Genomic DNA, 19,399 nt, shown 5'->3' on the forward strand with positions numbered 1-19,399 from the left:
GGCAGGGCAGAGGCCCTCTGCTAGGTTATTTAGTCCAAGCTCTTTACGAAAGGCGGGACCCGGATGCCCGAGAGCCTGGTCGCGGGCGTCGACTCCTCGACGCAGTCGACGAAGGCCGTGCTGTGCCGCGCCGCGGACGGCGCCGTGGTCGCGGCCGCCTCCGCCCCGCATCCGGACGGCACCGAATGCCACCCCGACCACTGGTGGCGCGCGCTGGGCCAGGTCAGGGAACTGCTCGAACGCGCCGACGCGGTGGCGGTCGCCGCGCAGCAGCACGGCATGGTCGCGCTCGACGGCGCCGGCGAGCCCGTCCGGCCCGCCCTGCTCTGGAACGACACGCGCTCGGCGCCGCAGGCCCGCGCCCTCGTCGAGGAGCTCGGCGGCGCGAAGGCCTGGGCGGAGCGGACCGGCAGCGTGCCGCTCGCGTCGTTCACGGTGACCAAGCTGCGCTGGATGGCCGAGCACGAGCCCGGCCACGCGCGCCGCACCGAGCAGGTCATGCTCCCGCACGACTGGCTGACGCTGCGGCTCGGCGCGTCCGAGCCGGTGACCGACCGGGGGGACGCGTCCGGGACCGGCTACTGGTCCCCCGCGACCGGCGCGTACCTGCCGGACCTGCTGCGCGCGGCGCTCGGGCACGAGGCCCGGACGCCCCGCGTCGCCGCTCCCGGCGAGCGCGTCGGCGAGACGGCCTGGGGCGCGGCGCTCGGCCCCGGCACCGGCGACAACATGGGCGCCGCGCTCGGGCTCGGGCTGGAGCCCGGCGACGTCGTCGTGTCGATCGGCACCTCCGGCACGGCGTTCGCGGTCGCCTCGGAGCCCGCGGCCGACGCCTCCGGGCTGGTCGCCGGGTTCGCCGACGCCACCGGCCGGTACCTGCCCCTGGTCTGCACGCTGAACGCCGCGCGGATCCTGTCGGCCGCCGCCGCGATGACCGGGGCCTCGCTGGAGGAGCTGTCCGCGCTGGCCCTCGCCGCCGAGCCCGGCGCGGGCGGCCTGACGCTGCTCCCCTACCTGGACGGCGAGCGCACCCCCGACCGGCCGGACGCCAGCGGCGTGCTCGCGGGGCTCACCACCGCCAACGCCACGCGGGAGAACCTCGCGCGGGCCGCCGTGGAGGCGCTGCTGTGCTCGCTCGCCGACGCCGTCGACCACCTCGCCGCGCAGGGCGTCCGGCCGCGCCGCGTCCTGCTGATCGGGGGCGGCGCCCGCGCCGAGGCCGTCCGCGCCCTCGCCCCCGCGATCTTCGGGACGCCGGTGACCGTCCCCGAGCCCGCCGAGTACGTCGCGCTCGGCGCCGCACGCCAGGCGGCCTGGGCCCTGGCCGGGACGCCCCGGCCGCCCGCCTGGCCGGCGCCGCCCGCGACCGAGCACACCGCCGACCGCACCGACGCCGGGGTCCGCGCACGCTACGCGGCGCTGCGCGACACCGCCCCGCAGATCTGAGGGAGAGAACCCCATGAGCGACTACACGCCCACGCCCGAGGACCGCTTCTCGTTCGGCGTCTGGACCGTCGGCTGGCAGGGCGTCGACGTGTTCGGCCCCGGCACCCGGCCGCCGATGCCCGCCGACCGCGCCGTCCGCGAGCTGGCCGCGATCGGCGCCTACGGCGTGAACTTCCACGACAACGACGTGTTCGACTTCGACGCCTCGCCCGCCGAGCGGCAGGGCGCGATCGACGCGTTCCGCAAGGCCCTCGACGAGACCGGCCTGGTCGTCACCACCGCCACCACGAACCTGTTCGGCCACCCGATCTTCAAGGACGGCGCGTTCACCGCCAACGACCGCGACGTCCGCCGCTTCGCGCTGCGCAAGGTCATGGACAACCTGGACCTGGCCGCCGAGCTGGGCGCCCGGACCTATGTCTGCTGGGGCGGGCGGGAGGGCGCCGAGTCCGGGGCCGCCAAGGACGTCCGGGCCGCGCTGGACCGCTACAAGGAGGCGTTCGACGTCCTCGGCGCCTACGTCGCCGACCAGGGCTACGACCTGCGCTTCGCGATCGAGCCGAAGCCGAACGAGCCGCGCGGCGACATCCTGCTCCCCACGATCGGCCACGCGCTCGCGTTCATCCAGACCCTGGAGCGCCCCGACACCGTCGGCCTGAACCCCGAGGTCGGGCACGAGGAGATGGCCGGGCTGAACTACGCGCACGGCCTGGCCCAGGCGCTGTGGCAGGGCAAGCTGTTCCACATCGACCTCAACGGGCAGCACGGCCCCCGCTACGACCAGGACCTGCGGTTCGGCGCCGGGAACGCGCGCGGCGCGTTCTGGGTCGTCGACCTGATCGACCAGAGCGACTACGACGGCCCGGTCCACTTCGACTTCAAGCCGCCGCGCACCGAGGACGACCGGGGCGTGTGGGAGTCGGCGGCCGCGTGCATGCGCAACTGGCTGATCCTGCGCGAGAAGGTCCGCGCGTTCCGCGCCGACCCCGACGTCCAGGACGCCCTGCGCGAGGCCAAGCTGGACGAGCTCGCCCAGCCCACGCTGGCCGACGGCGAGGACTGGCGCTCCGTCCGCGACGCCACCGCCGACGCCGAGGCCCTCGGCGCCCGCCGCACCGCCTTCGAGCACCTCGACCAGCTCGCCCTGGAGCACCTCTACGGCGTGCGCTGATTTCTCAGGGGCAGCGGCCCCGTGGCACGTCGTGGTCACGGGGCCGCCAGTGCTTCCGTGGGGGCCAGGCGGGCTGCGCGTAGTGCGGGGTAGAGACCCGCGACGCCACCGATGACGAGGGTGGCGAAGATGCCGCCGGCCATCGCCCACACCGGGACGACGGTCGGCCAGCCCTGCGTCACGGCGAAGACGGCGGTGACCACGATGCCCGCGGCCACGCCCCCCACGCCGCCCAGCACGGCCAGCATCTGCGACTCGGCGAGGAACTGGAGCCGGATCTGGCCCCGGGTCGCGCCGAGGCTGCGGCGCAGGCCGATCTCGGCGCGGCGCTCCAGCACGGAGATCACCATCGTGTTGGCGACGCCGACGCCGCCGACCAGCAGCGCGACGCCGCCGAGGCCGAGGAGCAGCCCGGTGAACGCCCGGTCGCCGGCCTGCTGCGCGGCCAGCGCGTCCGAGGGCCGGCTGACCTCGACCTCGTTCGGGGCCTGCGGGTTCGCGGTCGCCGCGAGCAGGTCCCGCACCTTCTCCACGGCGTCCTCGCGGGCCCGCGTGTAGACGGTGGTCGGGTGGCCGTCGAAGCCGAGGCGGGACGCGGCGGCGTCCCAGCCGACGAGCGCGGCCGAGTCCAGCTCCGGCGCCAGCCCGTTCGGCTCCAGGACGCCGACGACGGTGAACCACTGGGAGCCGAGCCACACCTGCGTGTTCGGCGTCGAGACGCCGAGCCGGTCGGCCGCCGCCGACCCGAGGACGACGGCGGGGTACTGCGCCGTCCCCGCGTTGAGCCAGGTGCCGGCGGCCATGGTGAGGCCGACGGTCCGCGGCAGGTCGAGGCGGGCCGCCAGGACGCTGATGCCGCCGCTCTCCCCTTCCGGGATGTGGTCGTTGCGGTAGACGGAGGTGTCCTCCAGCTTCGCCGTCGCCGACGCCGACCGCACGTCCGGCATCCGCGCCACCATGCCGACCGACTCCTCGGGCAGCGCGGCGTCCCCGCCGAACAGGTCGCGGCCCGGGCCGACCGTGAGCAGGTTCGTGCCGAGCCGGTCGAGGGTGGCCTGCAGCTGCGCCCGGCTGGACGTCGAGATGCCGACCACGCCGATCATCGCGGCGATGCCGATCGCGATGCCGAGGGCGGACAGGAACACCCGCGTCGGCCGGGACCTGAGGCCGGCGGCGCCGACGCGCAGCACGTCGCCGGGGCCGAGCCTCGCCGGGGCGTCCCCGGAGGCGGTCCTCCCGCTCACGGCGCCCCCACCCGTGCGTCGTCGTGCACGATCCTGCCGTCGCGCATCCGCACCTGCCGGGGCAGCAGCGCCGCGATGTCCCGGTCGTGCGTGATCAGGACGACGGTGGTCCCGCCGCCGGACAGCTCGCGCAGCAGGTCCAGGACGCCCGCGCCCGACGCCGAGTCCAGCGCGCCGGTCGGTTCGTCGGCCAGCAGCAGCGCGGGCTCCCCCACCACGGCGCGGGCGATCGCGACCCGCTGCCTCTCGCCGCCCGACAGCTGGTGCGGCCGGTGGCCGAGCCGGTGGCCGAGCCCGACGCGCTCCAGCGCGTGGCGGGCCCGGCGGCGCCGCTGCGGCTGCGGAACGCCCGCGTACAGGAGCCCGTCGGCGACGTTGTCGAGCGCGCTCACGCCCGCGGCGAGGTGGAACTGCTGGAACACGAAGCCGATCCGCCGGGCGCGCAGCGCGGACAGGCGCCGGTCCGTGAGCCGCGACACGTCCCCGCCCTCGACGAGGACGGTGCCGGCGCTCGGCCGGTCGAGCGTGCCGAGCAGGTGCAGCATCGTCGACTTCCCCGATCCGGACGGCCCGACGATCGCGAGGAGCTCGCGCTCCGCGACGGTCAGCGACACCGCGTCGAGCGCGGTGACCCCGCCCGGATAGGTCTTGGTGACCTCCCTGAGCTCCACGACCGGGCTCATGCCGGCACCCCGACCTTCATGGCCTCCGCGAGGCCCGGTCCGGAGATCTCGACCCGGCCCCCGGCGAACACCCCGGTCTCGACGGGCACCGTGCGGACCCGCCCGTCCTGGACGACCTGGACGGCGTAGCCGCCGTCGCCCCGGGCGATCAGCGCGCCGACCGGCACGGCGAGGACGCCGGGATGCCGGTTCGCGGTGAGGTGCACCTCGACGGGCGCCTTGTCGTAGGAGCCGAGCTTCGCGCGGCCGGCGACCGCGATCTCGACCTCCACGGTGGTCGGCTGGTCCTGCGCCCCCTCCTTGGCGACCTTCCCGACCGAGGAGATCCGCCCCGTGACGGTGTCTCCGGACGGCAGTTCGATCTCCACTTCCGCGCCCTTCCTCGCGAGCCGCTGGTACTCGACGTCCAGGTCGACGGACACGACCCGGGTCGTGCCGGTGTAGGTGAGGACGGGCCCGCCGACGCGGTCGCCGACGTTCGCCTTGCGCTCGGCGATCCGGATCCGGCCGGACGCGACGACGGCCGCGCCGGGGGCGACCCGGCCGGTCTCGCCGACGCCGAGGGCGTCCTGCCAGCGCCGCACGGCCGCCGCGGTGGCGGCGTCGTAGGTCCTGTCGACGGTGAACCCTGTGTAGCCGAGTGCCCGCAGGTTCCGTTCGAGCTGCAGGACGTCGGAGCCCTTCGTCCCCTCGGCGAGCGTCCTGTACAGCGGCAGCCTGCCGTACAGCAGCGGCACCGGCCTGTCGTCGACCCGGTACACCGCCCTGCCCCTGGAGACGACCGAGCCGGGACCCGCCAGCCACGTGAGGGTCCCGCGCCCGGCGCCGGCGACGGTGCGGGTCCCGCCGTAGCCGAGCGTGCCGTCCACGTCCTGCGTCTCGGTGAGCGTGGTGCGCTCGATCGCCGCCGTCGCGGGCGGGAGGGCGCTGCGGGCGGCGGCGGTGTCGCCGCCGCCGCCGAGGCCGACCGTCGCGAGCCCCGCGCCGCCGGCCACGACCGCCCCGGCCGCGCCGAGGACGATGGTGCGCGTCCTGGCCACTAGTCGCCGCCCCGGCTCGTCACGGGTCCCTTGCCGCCGTCGGGCGAGAACTTGGCGCAGACCTTCTGCGCGTTCTTGAACTTCTGGCTCTCGGGGTTCACCCCCGTGCCCTTCCCGGCCTGGATCTTGATGCCGCCGTCCGGCTCGGGGTCGGGGAACGCGCCGATGCCGTTGTCGCGCATGCACTTGGCGAACGCGCGCATCTTCGCCAGTTCCTCGGGCTTCGGCTTGGGCGGCTTGCCGCCGTTCGGCATCAGGTGCGCGCACTTCTTCTGCGCCGCCTGGATCTTGCCGTCGGTCTCCGGCCCGCCGCCCTTGCGGGGGCCGCCCGGCCTGGCGGACGCCCGGATCTCGATCCGTCCGTTCTTCGGGTCGGGCATGTCCACCCCGTTGGCGCGCATGCACCGGGCGAACTCGCGCATCTTCTGGTCGTCGCTTGCGGCCTTGGCGGTGCCGCCCCCGCCGTCCCCGCCCCCGCAGCCCTGCGCGCCGATGGCCAGGGCGGGGGCGAGCGCCAGCGCGGCGAGCATACGTCGTCGCATCGGGTCGTCTCCTCGTCGTCTCCGCCGGGCGGTGCGCCGGCGGCGACCGCAAGTCCAGCCTCCGGCCGGTAACCCCGGCGTAACCGGATCGCGTTATGCCGGCGTTACGCCCGCTGCCCGAAGCTGGGGCGGCGGGACGCGCCGGGGGGCGGGTCCGAAGGAGCGGCAGGGGTGGCGGACGTGCGGGTACTGATCGCCGAGGACGAGCGGATGCTCGCCGACTCGATCGCCGAGGGGTTGCGGGCGGAGGCCCTCGCCGTGGACGTGGTCTACGACGGGGACGCCGCGCTGGAGCGGCTCGGCGTGCACGACTACGACGTGCTCGTCCTCGACCGGGACCTGCCGGTCGTGCACGGCGACGACGTGTGCCGCGCGGTGGTGGAGTCCGGCGCGCTCGTGCGGGTGCTGATGCTCACCGCCGCCGTCACCGTCCCGGCCCGGGTCGACGGGCTGCGCATCGGCGCCGACGACTACCTCACCAAGCCGTTCGCGTTCGAGGAGCTGGTGGCGCGGATCCTCGCGCTCGGCCGGCGGGCCCGCCCGGCGGCCCCGCCGGCGCTGGAGCGCGCCGGGATCCGGGTCGACCCGTCCCGCCAGGAGGTGTACCGCGACGGCCGGTACGTCCACCTGGCGCGCAAGGAGTTCGGGCTGCTGGCCGAGCTGCTGCGCGCCGACGGGACGATCGTGTCCGCCGAGCGGCTGCTGGAGAAGGTGTGGGACGAGCACACCGACCCGTTCACCAACACCGTCCGGGTGACGCTGATGAAGCTGCGCCGCAAGCTCGGCGATCCCCCGGTCATCGAGACCGTCCCGGGAGTGGGGTACCGGATCCCATGAGCGCCGCGAGCACCGCGGGGTTCGCCGGCCGACTGCGGCCGACGATCCGCCTGCGGCTGACCATCCTCTACACGGGCCTGTTCCTCGGCGCGGGCATCGTGCTGCTCGGCCTGACCTACCTTCTCGTCCAGAACAGTCTCCAGAGGCAGGGGGAACCCGCGCAGGACCGCGTCTTCACGGCCGCGGGACCCGCGGCCGTGAAGGAGGCCGCTCCGATGCCCGGGAAGGAGTCGGACCTCACCGTGCGGCGCGTGCAGGGCGCCCTGATCAAGGGGCGTGCGGACTACCAGCGGGAAACTCTCAACGCGCTGCTCACCCAGGGCGGGATCGCGCTCGGCCTGGTGGGCGCGGCGGGGCTCGGCTTCGGCTGGCTTCTCGCCGACCGGGCCCTGCGCCCCGTGCACGCGATCACCGAGACGGCCCGCCGCGTCGCGCGCAGCCACGACCTCACCGAGCGGATCGCCTACGAGGGCCCGCGCGACGACGTCAAGGAGCTGGCCGACACCTTCGACACCATGCTCGGCCGGCTGGCGCGGGCGTTCGACGGGCAGCGCCGGTTCGTCGCGAACGCCTCCCACGAGCTGCGCACCCCCCTCGCCATCAACCGGACGCTGGTCGACGTGGCGGTGCGGCGCCCGGACGCCACCGACGACGTCAAGCGGCTCGGCGAGTCGCTGCTGGTCGTCAACGGCAGGCACGAGCGGCTCATCGACGGGCTGCTCACCCTCGCCGGGACCGAGAACGTCGTGGTCGACGCCGGGCCGCTCGACCTCGCGGACGTCGCCGGGCACGTCCTGCGGCAGGCCGCCGCCGAGGCGGAGGGCCGCGGCGTGACAGCGGACCGCCTGCTCGGCCCGGCTCCCGCCTCCGGCGATCCGGTGCTGGTGGAGCGGCTCGTGCAGAACCTGGTGGAGAACGCGATCCGGCACAACCGCGACGGCGGCGAGGTGCACGTCGCCACCCGGGTCCGCGACGGCTGGGCCGAGCTCACGGTCGCCAACACCGGCCCGACGGTCCCCGCCTACGAGATCGAGACGATCTTCGAGCCGTTCCGGAGGCTCGGCAACGACCGGGTGCGCTCCGACCGCGGCTCGGGCCTCGGACTGTCGATCGTCCGGGCGACCGCGACGGCCCACGGCGGCACGGTGACCGCGTCGCCGCGCCCCGGGGGCGGCCTCGTCGTGACCGTCCGGCTGCCGGCGTCAAGCCCTCCGGGCTGAGGCGGCCCCCTCGGCCGGGGCGGTCGTCCGCGGGCGCAGCGCGGACACGGCCAGGGCGACGACCGCCCCGGCGAGCGCCCACCCTGCCAGCACCCAAAGCGCGTGCGCCGTGGCGTTGCCTGAGAAGTAGACGGTGTTGCGGACGGCGGTGGTGGCCGCGCCGGTAGGAAGCCACCCGCCGATCGAGCGCCAGAACGGCGGCAGGAGCGCGACCGGGTAGGCGCCGCCGGCGCTGGGATTGCCGAGGACGACGAACAGCAGGATCGCCAGGCCGATCCCGACGAGCCCGAACAGCGTCTGGAGCGCGGCGGTGGCGGCCGCCGCGGCGAAGACCACGAGCGCCCCGATCCCCCAGAGCGGGAAGAAGTGGCCCGGAAGGGCACCGAGGAGTGGACCGGCGATGAGGGCGCCGCCGAGCCCCGACACGACCGCGTACAGGGCGAGCGCCCCCATCCGGATGACCGTGCGGCGCGCGTTGGCCGGGCGGGCGCCGCCCGCGACCGCGAGGATCGCCGCCGCCAGGTAGCCGCCCACGACCCAGCCGATGACGAGGTAGAAGGAGGACAGGCCCCGGCCGTCCTTGGGGCCGGGCGGCCGGATGTCGACGACCGTCACCTGCCGGCCCTGGGCGGTCTCCAGCCGGTGCGCCACGTCGGTCGCGGTACCGGCGAGCGCCGGGCCGGCGGCGGAGGCGACCAGGAGCGTGTCGGTGCCGCCGCGCGGGTTCACGATGATCGCCGCGTCGACGTCCCGGTGCAGGATGTCGCGGCGGGCCTGCTGCGCGCCGGGCGCCGTGCGGGCCTTCAGCGGTGCGCCCTCCAGCGCGTTCACCCGCGCGACGACCTGGCCCGCCACGGCCGGCGGCGCGACCACCGCGACGGGGACGCGGTGCGGAGCCGGCGAATGGAACGCGCCGATGTAGGACAGGATGAACCCGAACTGCAGCAGCAGGACCCCGCTGATCAGGGCGAACGCGCGGAGCGTCACCGCGTCGCGCAGTTCTGCCGCGAACCCGCGGTCGGGCGGGCGCCGGTCGGGCGCGGGAGTGCTCATGCCGGTCGCCTACCCATTCGGTGGCCCGCCAACTGCGCGGACGCCCGGCTCAGGCACCGGGACCCGGGTCAGGCACCGGCGCCGCCGCAGGTGTCGGTGTCGGTGTCGCGCAGGGTCGGGGTGTGCAGCCGGACCGTGGTGCCGCTCGGCCCGGACCGCACGTCGAGGTGGTCGCAGATCTGCCGGGCGAGCCAGATGCCGTCGCCCGGCCGCGGATCGAGCGTCGGCGGGTGGAGGCCGATGAAGGGATCGAGGGACGCGGTGGCGGGCAGGTCGACGTCGCAGACGACCTCCCCGGGCCGGCCCCACAGCGCGACGCTCGGGCGGCGGCCCCCGGCGCCGGGCACGCCGGTGAGCATCTCGCCGACCGCCGCCGCGAAGATCATTAAGCGCTCACCGGACAGCCCGAGCAGCGCCGTCTCCAGCACGACGGTGTGCCGCATCCGGGCCAGGTCGCCGGTGAACGGCACGGTGACGGCGTCGTCCGGGCGGGCGGCCAGCGGCGCCGCCCGGTCGCGGACGAAGGCGACCGGCTCGGTGTACCCCGGGCTCGCGGCCACGTCGGTGCCGTCCACCATGTGCGGGTGGGTGCGCAGGGCGTTGCCGACGATCTCCGGTTCGAGGGTGCGGGCGTCGTAGGGGCAGACCATGTGGATGCCGGTGCCGGCCAGGACCGCGTTGAGGGCGGAGTCCATGCACTCCCACGCCTCGACCTGCCGGGCCGACCGTCCGGCCCACACGGGCTCGGCGAGGATGCGGACGCGCGCGGCGCCGGGATGCCGGTGCCGGTAGCCGGTGAACGCGGCGACGCGCTGCGGCGGGCGTCGTCCGAAGGACGCGGACTCGGCGTAGTCGACGTTGCGGGCGTGCCGGCCGAGGGCGGTCCGCACCAGGCCGAGATTGACGGGCGTGGTGGTCACCAGCACCGGCTCCTCCCGCCGGAGCCCCTCGTCGATGAACGGGACCGCCATCCGTAAGAATTCGTCGTCGCTGGAGTAGACGCAGCCTTGGTGCACGAACGCGGAGCCGTTCACCCCCGGTCCCCCTTCCAACGGCACGGGTGCGCGCCGTCACGCCGTGGTCCGCGGGCGCGCCCCGGCGGGCGGGTCGTCGCCGCGGCAGATGACCTCCCGATCGACTACAGTCAGGATCGTATCGATCACAAGGAGTATCAAGCGGAACGCCGAAATCCCGCTCCCGACGCGTCCGGATGCGGGGGCCGGAGCCTGGAGGCCTGGCCGGGCCACGGTAGCGTCGGACCAATGACCAGTGCTGAACTGCTCACCGACGCGTTCGACCGGATCCGGCAGGTCGTCCACGGGGCGGTCGGAGGCCTCAGCGGGCCGCAGCTCGCCCGCCGCCCCGCCGAGGACGCCAACTCGATCGCGTGGCTCGTCTGGCACCTCACCCGTATCCAGGACGACCACGTCGCCGGGGTCGCCGGCACCGACCAGGTGTGGACGCGGGACGGCTGGGCCGACCGTTTCGCCCTTCCGTTCGACGCCTCCGACACCGGATACGGCCACACTCCGGACGACGTCGCCGCCGTCCGGGTGGAGGCCGACCTGCTCACGGGCTATCACGACGCCGTCCACGCCCGGACCGTCCGATACGTGTCCGCGCTGACCGACGCCGACCTCCCCCGGATCGTCGACCGGGCGTGGGATCCGCCGGTCACGCTGGCGGTCCGGCTGGTCAGCGTGGTCTCCGACGACCTCCAGCACGCGGGCCAGGCCGCCTACGTGCGCGGCCTGCTCAGGGGCTGACGCCGGCCCGCCGGGCCCGCCGCGGGCGGGGCGGCGGGGACGAGCTCGCGGATCAGGCGGGACCACCGGGGGCCGATCCGGTCCAGGTGGTGGGCCCGCGCGGACCGCAGGGCCGCCTCGCCCAGGCGGTCCCGCAGGCCGGAGTCCGTGATCACCGCGCGGAGCGCCGCGGTCAGGGCGTCCACGTCCCCCGCGGGGACGAGCAGCCCGTCCCGGCCGTGGACGATCATCTCGGCCGGCCCGGTCGGGCAGTCGAACGCCACGACCGCCAGCCCCATCCCCATGGCCTCGATGACGACCATGGGCATGCCCTCGCGGCGCGACGACAGCGCGTAGACCGCCGCCCGCCCCATCTCCCCGTGCAGGTCCCGGGTGCGGGGGCACAGCTCGGCCCGCCCGCCGAGGCCGAGGTCGTCGATCAGCGCGCGGAGCCGGTCGCGCCGGGGCCCGCCCCCGAAGACCCGCAGGGTCCAGTCCGGGTGCTCGGCGGCGATCGGCACGAACGCGCGCAGGAGCACGTCGAAACCCTTGGCGTGGACGAGCCTCCCGGCCGCCACGACGACCTTGTGCACGCGCTGCGACGGCCGCTCCGGCAGCGCGGGCGCGGCGTTCGGGATGCGGACGACGCGCACGGGGGACCCCGCGAGCGCCGCCTCGTACTCGGCGCGGTCGGCCTCGGTGAGCGTGGTGACGACGTCGAGCCGGCGGTAGGCGCGGACGATCTGCCGCCGGAGGACGGGCCGGTAGGCGCCGAGGTGCATGTGGTCCTGGCCGATCGTCGCCACCCCGGCCGGCGCCAGCTCGGCCGCCAGGAGGTTGAGGGACGGCCTGGTCCCGATGAGCACGTCGGGCGGGGCCGCGCGCCAGACGGCGCGGCGCAGCAGGCACACGTCCGTCCAGAGGCTCATGTGGCGGAACGACGCCTCGTCCGCCGGCGTCAGGAGGCTCGGCAGCCTGGACAGCAGGCGGGCCGAACGCCCCTTGGGCCCCAGGAGGTCGTCGGCGTAGGTGACCGTGACCCCGGCGGGGAGCGGGAAGAAGGGCCTCCGGCTCCGCTTCAGCACGCTGACGATCTCGACGTCGTGGTCGCGGGCCAGGTGGCCGCACAGGTTCAGCACCGTGCGGATCGTCCCGCCCGTCCCGTGGGCGTTCTGCAGCAGGACGCGCACGCGGAGCCGGTCACCGGGCGGCGGCTGGCGCCTTCGCCGCAGCGGGCGCAGCGTCCAGAGCGCCGCGCGGCGCAGGACGCGGTGCGCCCTGCGCCGGAGGCGGCGCCGCAGTCGCAGCGGGTGCGCTGGCTGGTTCACCGGGTCCCCGATCGCCGACGGCCGTGTCCGGGCCGTTCCCGGGGCGGGGCCCGGCCATGGTCAGCCGGTGGTCACGGTTCGGTCGAGGGCGCTGCCCTTCACCCACCGGTCCCACGACATCTGGTAGTAGCTCCAGCCGTTCATCGGGTCCAGCTTGCGCTTGGTGCCGGTGATGATCACCGGGTCGCCGCGGTAGGACCACTGGTAGTACCAGCGGGCGGCGGCGGGCGGGGAGTTGAGGCAGCCATGGCTGACGTTCTGGCGGCCCTGCGCCCAGGTCGTGGCGGCCATCGAGTGGATGTACTCGCCGCTGTTGGAGATCCGCACCGCGTGCGGGATGACCTCCTTGTAGCCGCCGTTGGCCTTGTCGTCGGGCTTGACCCCCATCCACTCCGACGTCATGATCGCCGGATTCTCCTTGCCCATGGTCAGGTGGATGCCGCTGGTGGTGAGGTAGGTGTCGACGCCGTTGACGACGCGGCCGCCGCGGCCGGCGCTGATCCCCCAGCTGCGGATCTTCTTGCCGTTCTTGGTGGCGACGAGCTTGTGCGTCTTGGTGCTGACCTTGACCATGTGCTCGTCGCCGATGCGGAACCCGCGGGTGTAGTCCGTCAAGCCGTAGGTCCTCTTGCCCGACCTCACCCCGGCCAGCTTGGCGGTGAACGTCACCTGCTGGTTGGGCGCCCACCAGGTCCCGTTCTTCGTACGGAAGATCACCGTGGTGTCGTTCAGCCAGTACCAGGCGCCGGTGGCGGGCGTGGTCGACTTGACCTCGAGAGCGCTCTCGACGGCCTTCTTGTCGGCCACCGGCCGGTTGAAGACCACCTGGATCGGCATGCCGACGCCGACCTTCTCGTTCTTGCTCGGCGTGATGTCGACGATGCTGAGCTCGCCGGCGGCCCTGAGCGTGGCGAACACGGCGTTGACGGTGGCCGTCTTGCCCTTGGGGCTCTTGGCGACCGCGGTGACCTGGTACTTGGCACCGGGGCGCAGCGTGCGCGACTTCCAGTTGGTCTTGTCGGCGGCCATCGTGCCGTCCACGGGCTTGCCCTTGAGCGTGACCGAGACCTGTTCGAGCGTCCCGCCCGCGGCGGTGACGACGACACCGTCCTCGGGCCTGGCCTTGGTGTTGCCGTTGCCCGGGTTGATCGTCACCTGCGGGACGCTCGCGTCGCCCTTCTCTCCGACGGTGACGCCGGAGTCCTTCTCTCCTCCGCTGCAGGCCGTCGTGAAGAGGAGGACGACCCCCGCCATTCCCGCGCCAGCCCGAACCCCTGCGGAAAGCCTCCGCTGCACCGTTGACCTCCAGAACCCCGCCGTCTACCAGAGCGACATTAGCGACAAAATTCGACGATCATGCCATGTCCCAGGGTTTTTGCGGGTGGCTGAGATCAAAGCGTTGCAAGACGGAGGTTTCGTCGCCCCTCCCCCGCCCCCGGCAGCCGTCTCAGCGGAGCGCGCTGCCCTCCCGCCACTTGTCGAAGGAGAGCTGCCAGACGCTCCAGCCGTTGTCCCACTCGACCTCGCGGTCGGTCCCGGTCAGCTTGATCACATCGCCGCGCTGCATGACGTCGTAGAACCACTTGGCGTTGGCGGGGCTGACGTTCAGGCAGCCGTGGCTGACGTTCGCCGAGCCCTGGGAGCCGACCGACCACGGCGCGGAGTGCACGTACTCGCCGCTGTTGGAGAAGCGGACCGCGTAGTTCACGACGGTCTTGTAGTAGCCCGCGTCCCCCTCCTTGCGTCCGGGGGACGTCATCGTGACCGGGTTGCCCTTCTCCATCAGGAGGTGGACGCCGCTGGTGGTGGTGAACTCCCGCGTCTGGCCGTTGCCGGCGCTGAACGGCACGGTGCGCAGCTTCTCGCCGTCCCGCGTCACCGTCATGTGGTGGTCGCCGATGTCGCCGGTGGTGATCTGCGCGGCGCCGATGGTGATGGTCGCCCGCGCGTCCTTGGCCCCGTACACGCCGCCGCCCGCGTTGACCCCGGCGAGGTCGGCCTGGAAGCGGACCGTCTGGTGCGGCTGCCAGTACGTCTTGGTCCGGTAGATGACCTGGTCGGAGCCGACCCAGCGCCAGGCGCCCTCGACCGGCTTCTCCGGGCTGACGCGCAGCGTCCGCTCCACCGCGGCCTTGTCGGCGACCGGCCGGTTGAACCGGACGAAGATCGGCATGCCGACGCCGACCTTCTCCCCGGCGAGGTTCGGGGTGATGTCCGCGATCGACAGCGTCTGGGCGGGCTTCAGCGTCGTGAACGAGCTGGTGACCGTGCGGGCCTTGCCGCCCTCGCCGGCCTGGGCCGTGACCGTGTAGGACGTCCCGGGGGTCAGGGTGCGGGTGGAACGCCACGTCTTGCGGCCGTCCCCGTAGCTCCCCGAGATCGCGGCGCCCCCGCCCTGGACGGTGACGTTGCTCAGCTTCGAGCCCGAGGCCTTGACCTCGATCGTGCCGTCCGGCTTGACCTGGGCGGTCCCGTTCGCCGGCGTGATCGTCACGGTCGTGTCCGACCCGCCCGAGGCGAGCTTGCCCTCGCCCCCGATCGAGCAGCCGGTCACGAGCAGCGCCAGCGCTCCCGTCCCGCCGGCCACCACAGGCCCCAACCGACCCTTTGTCACCACTGACTCCCCCAACCTCAAACATTCACCCCGTGTAGGTGAAATCTATCTAAGGATGGAGACGCCCTGAATCACGCCCAGGTTCGGACATCAGCGGAGATTCGCTGCTCAGAGAGGGGCAGAGCACGGTCAGAGCAGGGTGAGAGGAGGACAGAAGGGACGAACGGGGGCCGAAGACGGCGCGGTCAGGCGCCGGCCGCGGGGGCGATCGCGGGGGCGGCCGCCGCAGCGGGCTCGCGGTTGACGTGGCGCACCACGCGCTTGAAGCCCCAGACCGAGATCGCGATGCCGACCGCTCCCAGGCCCGCGACGATGCCGGTGCGGAACCACAGGTACATGCTGATCGACTCGTTGAAGAGCATCCAGAGGCTGACGCCCACGTTCGTGAGCAGCACCGCCGACCAGAGCAGCGAGATCCGCAGGAAGAACTGGTGGACCCGGGCGTTCTTGTAGAACGCGTCGGGGATCGGCGCCATGTCCTTGGCGAGTTTCATCGCGAGCGGCCGCCGGAGCGGCACCGAGGCGAGGAAGGCCATGCTGACGGCGAGCGTGCCGAGGGTCGGCTGGAGGAAGTAGACGACGGCGCTGTGCGTCGCGGCGGCGAGGGCGGCGCGGACGGTCACGCCGACCGCGGCGAGCATGAGCATCCCCGACACCGGGTGCCCGCGCACGTACCGGTAGACGATCCCGCCGTACACCCAGGCGACGGCGGCGACGAGCGCGCCGTTCAGGCCGAGGACCACGAGGGCGGCGTAGAAGACCGCGACGGGGGCGATGACCCCCTCGACGAAGCGCGGGAGCGCGTGCATCAGCAGCGCGGTCACCCGCGGCAGTTCGAAGATGTGGTGGCCACCCGCGGCCCCCTGGCCGTCCTGCGGCTTCGGTGCCCGCACCAGGCCTGGTGGTTCTTCCGCTGTCATGGTCGCCGGTCGTTCCATCGAGCGCTGCGCTCCCCGATCGGTGTGCATGGTCTCGGATGTGCTCACGATTCGCCCCACCGTACGTGATGATCCGCGCGCGTCCGTCCGGTTTCGACGGATCCGTCCCCGCGCAGCCGTTTCCCCTGTTAGTTCGGCCTCGACGCCCCCTTGGTGCGAATCAAGGCCGGATGCGGCCAGGTCCGAACCCGCCTCCCCGGCTTATTTCCGCGTTCCGGCAGAGGTCACGAGGGACTTCTTCCGGGTATCCCCAAACCCTTTTCAGGACTCGGGCGCGGTGATCTGGACCTCTTTCGCGGCCGCGTAGATCGCCCGCAGGGTGACCGCCACGGACGGCCTGCGCACGCTGGCGGTGCGGGTCACGGCGTAGACCTCTCGGGCCAGCCTGCATTCGGGGATGCGCCGGACCGCCACGCCCTGGTCGCCGGCGGCGAGCGCCAGCGCCGGCACCGCGGTGATACCGATGCCGCGGGCCACGAGGCTCAGGATCGTGTGGAGGCCTTCGAACTCCCACGGTACAGGGCGGGCGCCGCCGACCGTGTCCAGAAGCCGCTCGACGGCCTGCCGCGACGGCTCCCCGGCCGGCGCCGCCATCCACGGCTCGTCCCGCAGCCGCTGCAGTTCGACCGGCCGGTCCGGACGGGCCATGGGATGGGTGTCCGGGACGACCAGGACGAGGGGGTCGCGGCGCAGGTGGAAGAACTCCAGCGCCGCGGGCGACTGGTCGGGGACCTTCCCCGTCCAGTCGTCGATCAGCGCGATGTCGACCTCGCCGTTCTGCACCTGGCGGATGCCGGTGCCGGGCGCGGTCTGCCGGAGCACGAACGTGAGCCCGGGATGGTCGCCGAGGCTCTGCGCCAGTGCGGGGGCGAACGCGACGGCCGCGGTCGGGAAGGCGGTGACCACGACCCGGCCCATGGGCGCGTCGGCCTGGGCGGACAGCTCCGCCTCGGCCGTCTCCACGAGGCCGAGGATCTCCTCGGCGCGCTCGGCGAGGCGGCGGCCGGCGTCGGTCAGCTCCGCGCTGCGCGCCGTCCGGTCGAGCAGCGGGACGCGGGCCTCCCGTTCGAGGGCGGCCAGCTGCTGGGAGACCGCCGAGGGCGTGTAGCCCAGGGCGGCGGCGGTGGCGGCGATGCTGCCGCGGCGGGAGAACTCGGCGAGAAGCCGCAGGCGGCGCAGCTCTAGCATCAGCCCATCTTACGGTCAGCATCGGCGAGACTCGCTTGTAATGATGCTCGTTGAGGGCAAGAGTTAGTCGAACCCGGCCGGGTCGCAACACACGGGGATTCCACGATTACCCTCCGTGAATCTGTCATGCCCTAATGGAGTGCTCATGCCCCAGAACCTGCCCTCAGCCGTCCGGCCGCTGTCGTTCGAGCCGCGCCCGGTCCCCCTGTCCGCCACGCTCGCGGTCAACGAGGCGCTCGCCAGCAAGCGCAGGAGGGGGGAGCGCGTGCTTCCCCTCGGCTTCGGAGAAGCCGGGATACCGATACATCCGGCCCTGACCCGCGAGCTCGGCGCCGCCGCGGGCCAGGGGGGTTACGGCCCGGTGGCCGGGAGTGCCGCGCTGCGCGCCGCCGCGGCCGGATACTGGGCCCGCCGCGGGCTGCCCACCGACCCCGCCGCGGTCGTCGCGGGCCCCGGCAGCAAGCCGCTGCTGTTCGCCCTGCTGACCGCGCTGGGCGGCGACGTCGTCGTGGCGGCCCCGAGCTGGGTGAGCTACGCGGCGCAGGCGTCGCTGGCGGGTGTGGAGCCGATCCGGGTGGCGACGCCTCCCGGCGAGGGCGGCGTCCCGAGCCCGGCGCTGCTGGCCGACGCGGTGGTGCGGGCCCGCGCCCGGGGCCGCGACGTGCGGGCCGTCGTGGTGACGCTCCCGGACAACCCGACCGGGACCATCGCCTCCGAGGCCACCGTGCGGCGGCTGTGCGCGGTCGCGCGCGAACAGGACCTGGTCGTCATCTCCGACGAGATCTACCGCGACCTGGTGCACGTGCCCGGCACGACGGTGCCGAGCCCGGCGCGGTACGCCCCCGAGCGGACCGTCGTGACGACCGCGCTGAGCAAGAGCCTGGCGGCCGGCGGATGGCGGATCGGGGTGGCGCGGCTGCCGGACGGGCCGTTCGGCCGGGCGCTGCGCGACAGCCTGCTCGGGGTGGCCAGCGAGATCTGGTCCAGCGCTCCGGCCCCGATGCAGCACGCCGCCGCGTTCGCGTTCGCCGAGCCGCCGGAGCTGGTCGAGCACGTCGACCGCAGCAGGCGCCTGCACGGCGCCGTCGCCGGCGCGGTCGCCGACCGGTTCGCCGCGGCCGGCGCGCGGGTCGTGCGTCCGGAAGCGGCCTTCTACCTCTATCCCGACTTCGGCCCGATGCGGGACAAGCTGGAGGCCGACCACGGCATCCGGACGGGCGCGGACCTCACGCACCTTCTCCTGGAACGGTACGGAATGGGCGTCCTGCCCGGCAGCTCGTTCGGGGACGCCCCGGCGGCGCTGCGCATGCGGGTGGCGCCGAGCCTGCTCTACGGAGAGGACGACGAGCAGCGCCTCGCGGCCCTGGCCTCGCCCGCCCCGGCGTCCCTGCCGTGGATCGCGGCGGCCCTGGACCGTCTGAGCGAGGTGCTCGACGACCTGTCGGCGAGCGTCACGGTGGGTGAGCCGGCGCTCGTCTGAGGGGGGAGCACGGTCCGCGGGCCGCCCGGTCGCCGGGCGGCCCGCGGACCGCTGCGTGAGGCCCCGGGCGCGCACCGTCACGGCGCCGCGAGCAGGGCGGGAGAGGGATCAGCGCCCGGCCCGACCGGCGCGTATAAGCGTGGTGTAAGGTCCAACGACGCACGGGGCGAACGTCGCGAATCGACCGGCGACAGACCATCGGGGGTCCTGTCCGCCCCGCCCGTGGTAAACCCAGGACGAGCGCGAAGTCACGCGGTGATGGAAGAAGGCGAGGGGGCCCGCCATGAGGCATGCACGGGACGGGGCTGCCGCGGCGATGAGCGCCGCTTCCAGGATTCTGGTCGCGCGAGGCAAGAACGAGCCCCAGGAGATGGAGAACCCCGACGTCGCCTGGGGACAGCGCGCCCGTGACGGAGTGTGGGTGCCGACCCGGGACGGGCAGCGGATCCACCTCGGGATCGACGTCGCCGCGGCCGACACCGTCGCCCAGGTGCTGCGCCCGAGCCTGCGGGTCTTCGTCGGAGTGGACGTCGACACCGACATCGTCGCGCAGACGACGGCCGGCGGGGTGCGCCTGCTCACGGTGATCCACGGCCCCGACGCGCCCACGGAGTTCCGGTTCGCGATCTCCCTCGCCGACGGGCTCGCGCTGGAGTCGATGCCGTCCGGCGGCTACGACGTCGTGCACCTGCGGTACGGCGCCACGGTGGGGCGGCTCTACAACCCGTGGGCGAGCGACTCGATGTTCCGCCAGGTGAAGGCCGACTACGCCCTGGACGGCTCGGCCGTCACGATGCGCATCCAGCACACCGACGCCTACTACCCCGTCGTCGCCGACCCCCACTACGAGCGCTGACGCCCCGGCCACGG

At 74.0% G+C, this 19,399-nt stretch carries 18 protein-coding genes; 7 read left to right on the forward strand and 11 right to left on the reverse strand.

Features of this window, described 5'->3' with window-relative positions; genetic code table 11:
* Positions 1-63: 63 nt before the first annotated feature.
* Together xylB and xylA are read left to right on the forward strand one after the other, a co-directional pair.
* Positions 64-1,446 carry a xylulokinase gene (gene xylB, locus AB0C87_RS23960; protein ID WP_345176279.1) on the forward strand — a complete coding sequence of 461 codons (1,383 nt, stop codon included), beginning with the start codon at positions 64-66 and terminating at the stop codon, positions 1,444-1,446.
* A 13-nt stretch (positions 1,447-1,459) separates the two neighbouring features.
* Positions 1,460-2,617, forward strand: coding sequence for a xylose isomerase (gene xylA, locus AB0C87_RS23965; protein WP_345176281.1), 1,158 nt, complete (start codon positions 1,460-1,462; stop codon positions 2,615-2,617).
* Positions 2,618-2,652: 35 nt separating this feature from the next.
* Here xylA and AB0C87_RS23970 read toward each other — a convergent pair whose 3' ends face one another.
* The 4 genes from AB0C87_RS23970 to AB0C87_RS23985 are packed head-to-tail and all read right to left on the reverse strand — an operon-like array spanning position 2,653 to position 6,126.
* On the reverse strand, positions 2,653-3,861 hold the full coding sequence (locus AB0C87_RS23970) for an ABC transporter permease (RefSeq protein WP_360579563.1): 1,209 nt from the start codon (positions 3,859-3,861) through the stop codon (positions 2,653-2,655).
* Complete coding sequence (locus AB0C87_RS23975; protein WP_345176286.1) at positions 3,858-4,544, reverse strand: ABC transporter ATP-binding protein; 687 nt, start codon at positions 4,542-4,544, stop codon at positions 3,858-3,860. The genes AB0C87_RS23970 and AB0C87_RS23975 overlap by 4 nt, the downstream gene beginning before the upstream one ends.
* A complete protein-coding gene (locus AB0C87_RS23980) occupies positions 4,541-5,584 on the reverse strand; it encodes a peptidoglycan-binding protein (RefSeq protein WP_345176288.1) in 1,044 nt (347 codons plus the stop codon). Before AB0C87_RS23980 ends, AB0C87_RS23975 begins: the two co-directional genes overlap by 4 nt.
* Positions 5,584-6,126, reverse strand: a complete 543-nt coding sequence (locus AB0C87_RS23985; protein WP_360579564.1) for a hypothetical protein — start codon at positions 6,124-6,126, stop codon at positions 5,584-5,586. Before AB0C87_RS23985 ends, AB0C87_RS23980 begins: the two co-directional genes overlap by 1 nt.
* 180 nt (positions 6,127-6,306) lie before the next feature.
* On the opposite strand from AB0C87_RS23985, the gene AB0C87_RS23990 reads away from it, so the two are divergent.
* On the forward strand, positions 6,307-6,963 hold the full coding sequence (locus tag AB0C87_RS23990) for a response regulator transcription factor (protein WP_179834554.1): 657 nt from the start codon (positions 6,307-6,309) through the stop codon (positions 6,961-6,963).
* The gene (locus AB0C87_RS23995) at positions 6,960-8,183 is read left to right on the forward strand and encodes a HAMP domain-containing sensor histidine kinase (RefSeq protein WP_345176293.1); all 1,224 of its coding nucleotides are present in this window, start codon (positions 6,960-6,962) and stop codon (positions 8,181-8,183) included. Before AB0C87_RS23990 ends, AB0C87_RS23995 begins: the two co-directional genes overlap by 4 nt.
* Here AB0C87_RS23995 and AB0C87_RS24000 read toward each other — a convergent pair.
* Positions 8,166-9,236, reverse strand: a complete 1,071-nt coding sequence (locus AB0C87_RS24000) for a hypothetical protein (protein ID WP_360579566.1) — start codon at positions 9,234-9,236, stop codon at positions 8,166-8,168. The genes AB0C87_RS23995 and AB0C87_RS24000 overlap by 18 nt on opposite strands.
* Before the next feature lie 68 nt (positions 9,237-9,304).
* The gene (locus tag AB0C87_RS24005; RefSeq protein WP_345176297.1) at positions 9,305-10,270 is read right to left on the reverse strand and encodes a sensor histidine kinase; all 966 of its coding nucleotides are present in this window, start codon (positions 10,268-10,270) and stop codon (positions 9,305-9,307) included.
* A gap of 228 nt (positions 10,271-10,498) precedes the next feature.
* Between AB0C87_RS24005 and AB0C87_RS24010 the strand changes: the two genes are divergently transcribed.
* Positions 10,499-11,002 (forward strand): DUF664 domain-containing protein, encoded by a 504-nt coding sequence (locus AB0C87_RS24010; protein WP_360579568.1) that lies wholly within the window; start codon positions 10,499-10,501, stop codon positions 11,000-11,002.
* On the opposite strand, the gene AB0C87_RS24015 is transcribed toward AB0C87_RS24010, so the two are convergent.
* The 5 genes from AB0C87_RS24015 to AB0C87_RS24035 all read right to left on the reverse strand — a co-directional run bounded on the left by AB0C87_RS24015 (position 10,975) and on the right by AB0C87_RS24035 (position 17,049).
* Entirely contained in the window at positions 10,975-12,309 is a 1,335-nt protein-coding gene (locus tag AB0C87_RS24015; RefSeq protein WP_360579570.1) for a glycosyltransferase family 4 protein, read from the reverse strand. The genes AB0C87_RS24010 and AB0C87_RS24015 overlap by 28 nt on opposite strands.
* Positions 12,310-12,369: 60 nt before the next feature.
* Positions 12,370-13,563 (reverse strand): Ig-like domain-containing protein, encoded by a 1,194-nt coding sequence (locus AB0C87_RS24020; protein WP_345176301.1) that lies wholly within the window; start codon positions 13,561-13,563, stop codon positions 12,370-12,372.
* A 193-nt stretch (positions 13,564-13,756) separates the two neighbouring features.
* Positions 13,757-14,899, reverse strand: coding sequence for an Ig-like domain-containing protein (locus AB0C87_RS24025; RefSeq protein WP_345176363.1), 1,143 nt, complete (start codon positions 14,897-14,899; stop codon positions 13,757-13,759).
* Positions 14,900-15,108: 209 nt separating this feature from the next.
* Complete coding sequence (locus tag AB0C87_RS24030; RefSeq protein WP_353834489.1) at positions 15,109-15,816, reverse strand: VC0807 family protein; 708 nt, start codon at positions 15,814-15,816, stop codon at positions 15,109-15,111.
* A 306-nt stretch (positions 15,817-16,122) separates the two neighbouring features.
* The gene (locus AB0C87_RS24035) at positions 16,123-17,049 is read right to left on the reverse strand and encodes a LysR family transcriptional regulator (RefSeq protein ID WP_345176304.1); all 927 of its coding nucleotides are present in this window, start codon (positions 17,047-17,049) and stop codon (positions 16,123-16,125) included.
* 145 nt (positions 17,050-17,194) lie between these two features.
* On the opposite strand from AB0C87_RS24035, the gene AB0C87_RS24040 reads away from it, so the two are divergent.
* Positions 17,195-18,529 carry a pyridoxal phosphate-dependent aminotransferase gene (locus AB0C87_RS24040; protein WP_345176307.1) on the forward strand — a complete coding sequence of 445 codons (1,335 nt, stop codon included), beginning with the start codon at positions 17,195-17,197 and terminating at the stop codon, positions 18,527-18,529.
* A 283-nt stretch (positions 18,530-18,812) separates the two neighbouring features.
* Positions 18,813-19,385: a hypothetical protein gene (locus AB0C87_RS24045; RefSeq protein ID WP_345176309.1), complete on the forward strand. Its 573-nt coding sequence runs from the start codon at positions 18,813-18,815 to the stop codon at positions 19,383-19,385.
* Positions 19,386-19,399 lie beyond the last annotated feature (14 nt).

Origin of the sequence: Actinomadura sp. NPDC048021 (genome assembly GCF_040653135.1) — a bacterium.
GTDB classification, from domain to species: domain Bacteria; phylum Actinomycetota; class Actinomycetes; order Streptosporangiales; family Streptosporangiaceae; genus Spirillospora; species Spirillospora verrucosospora.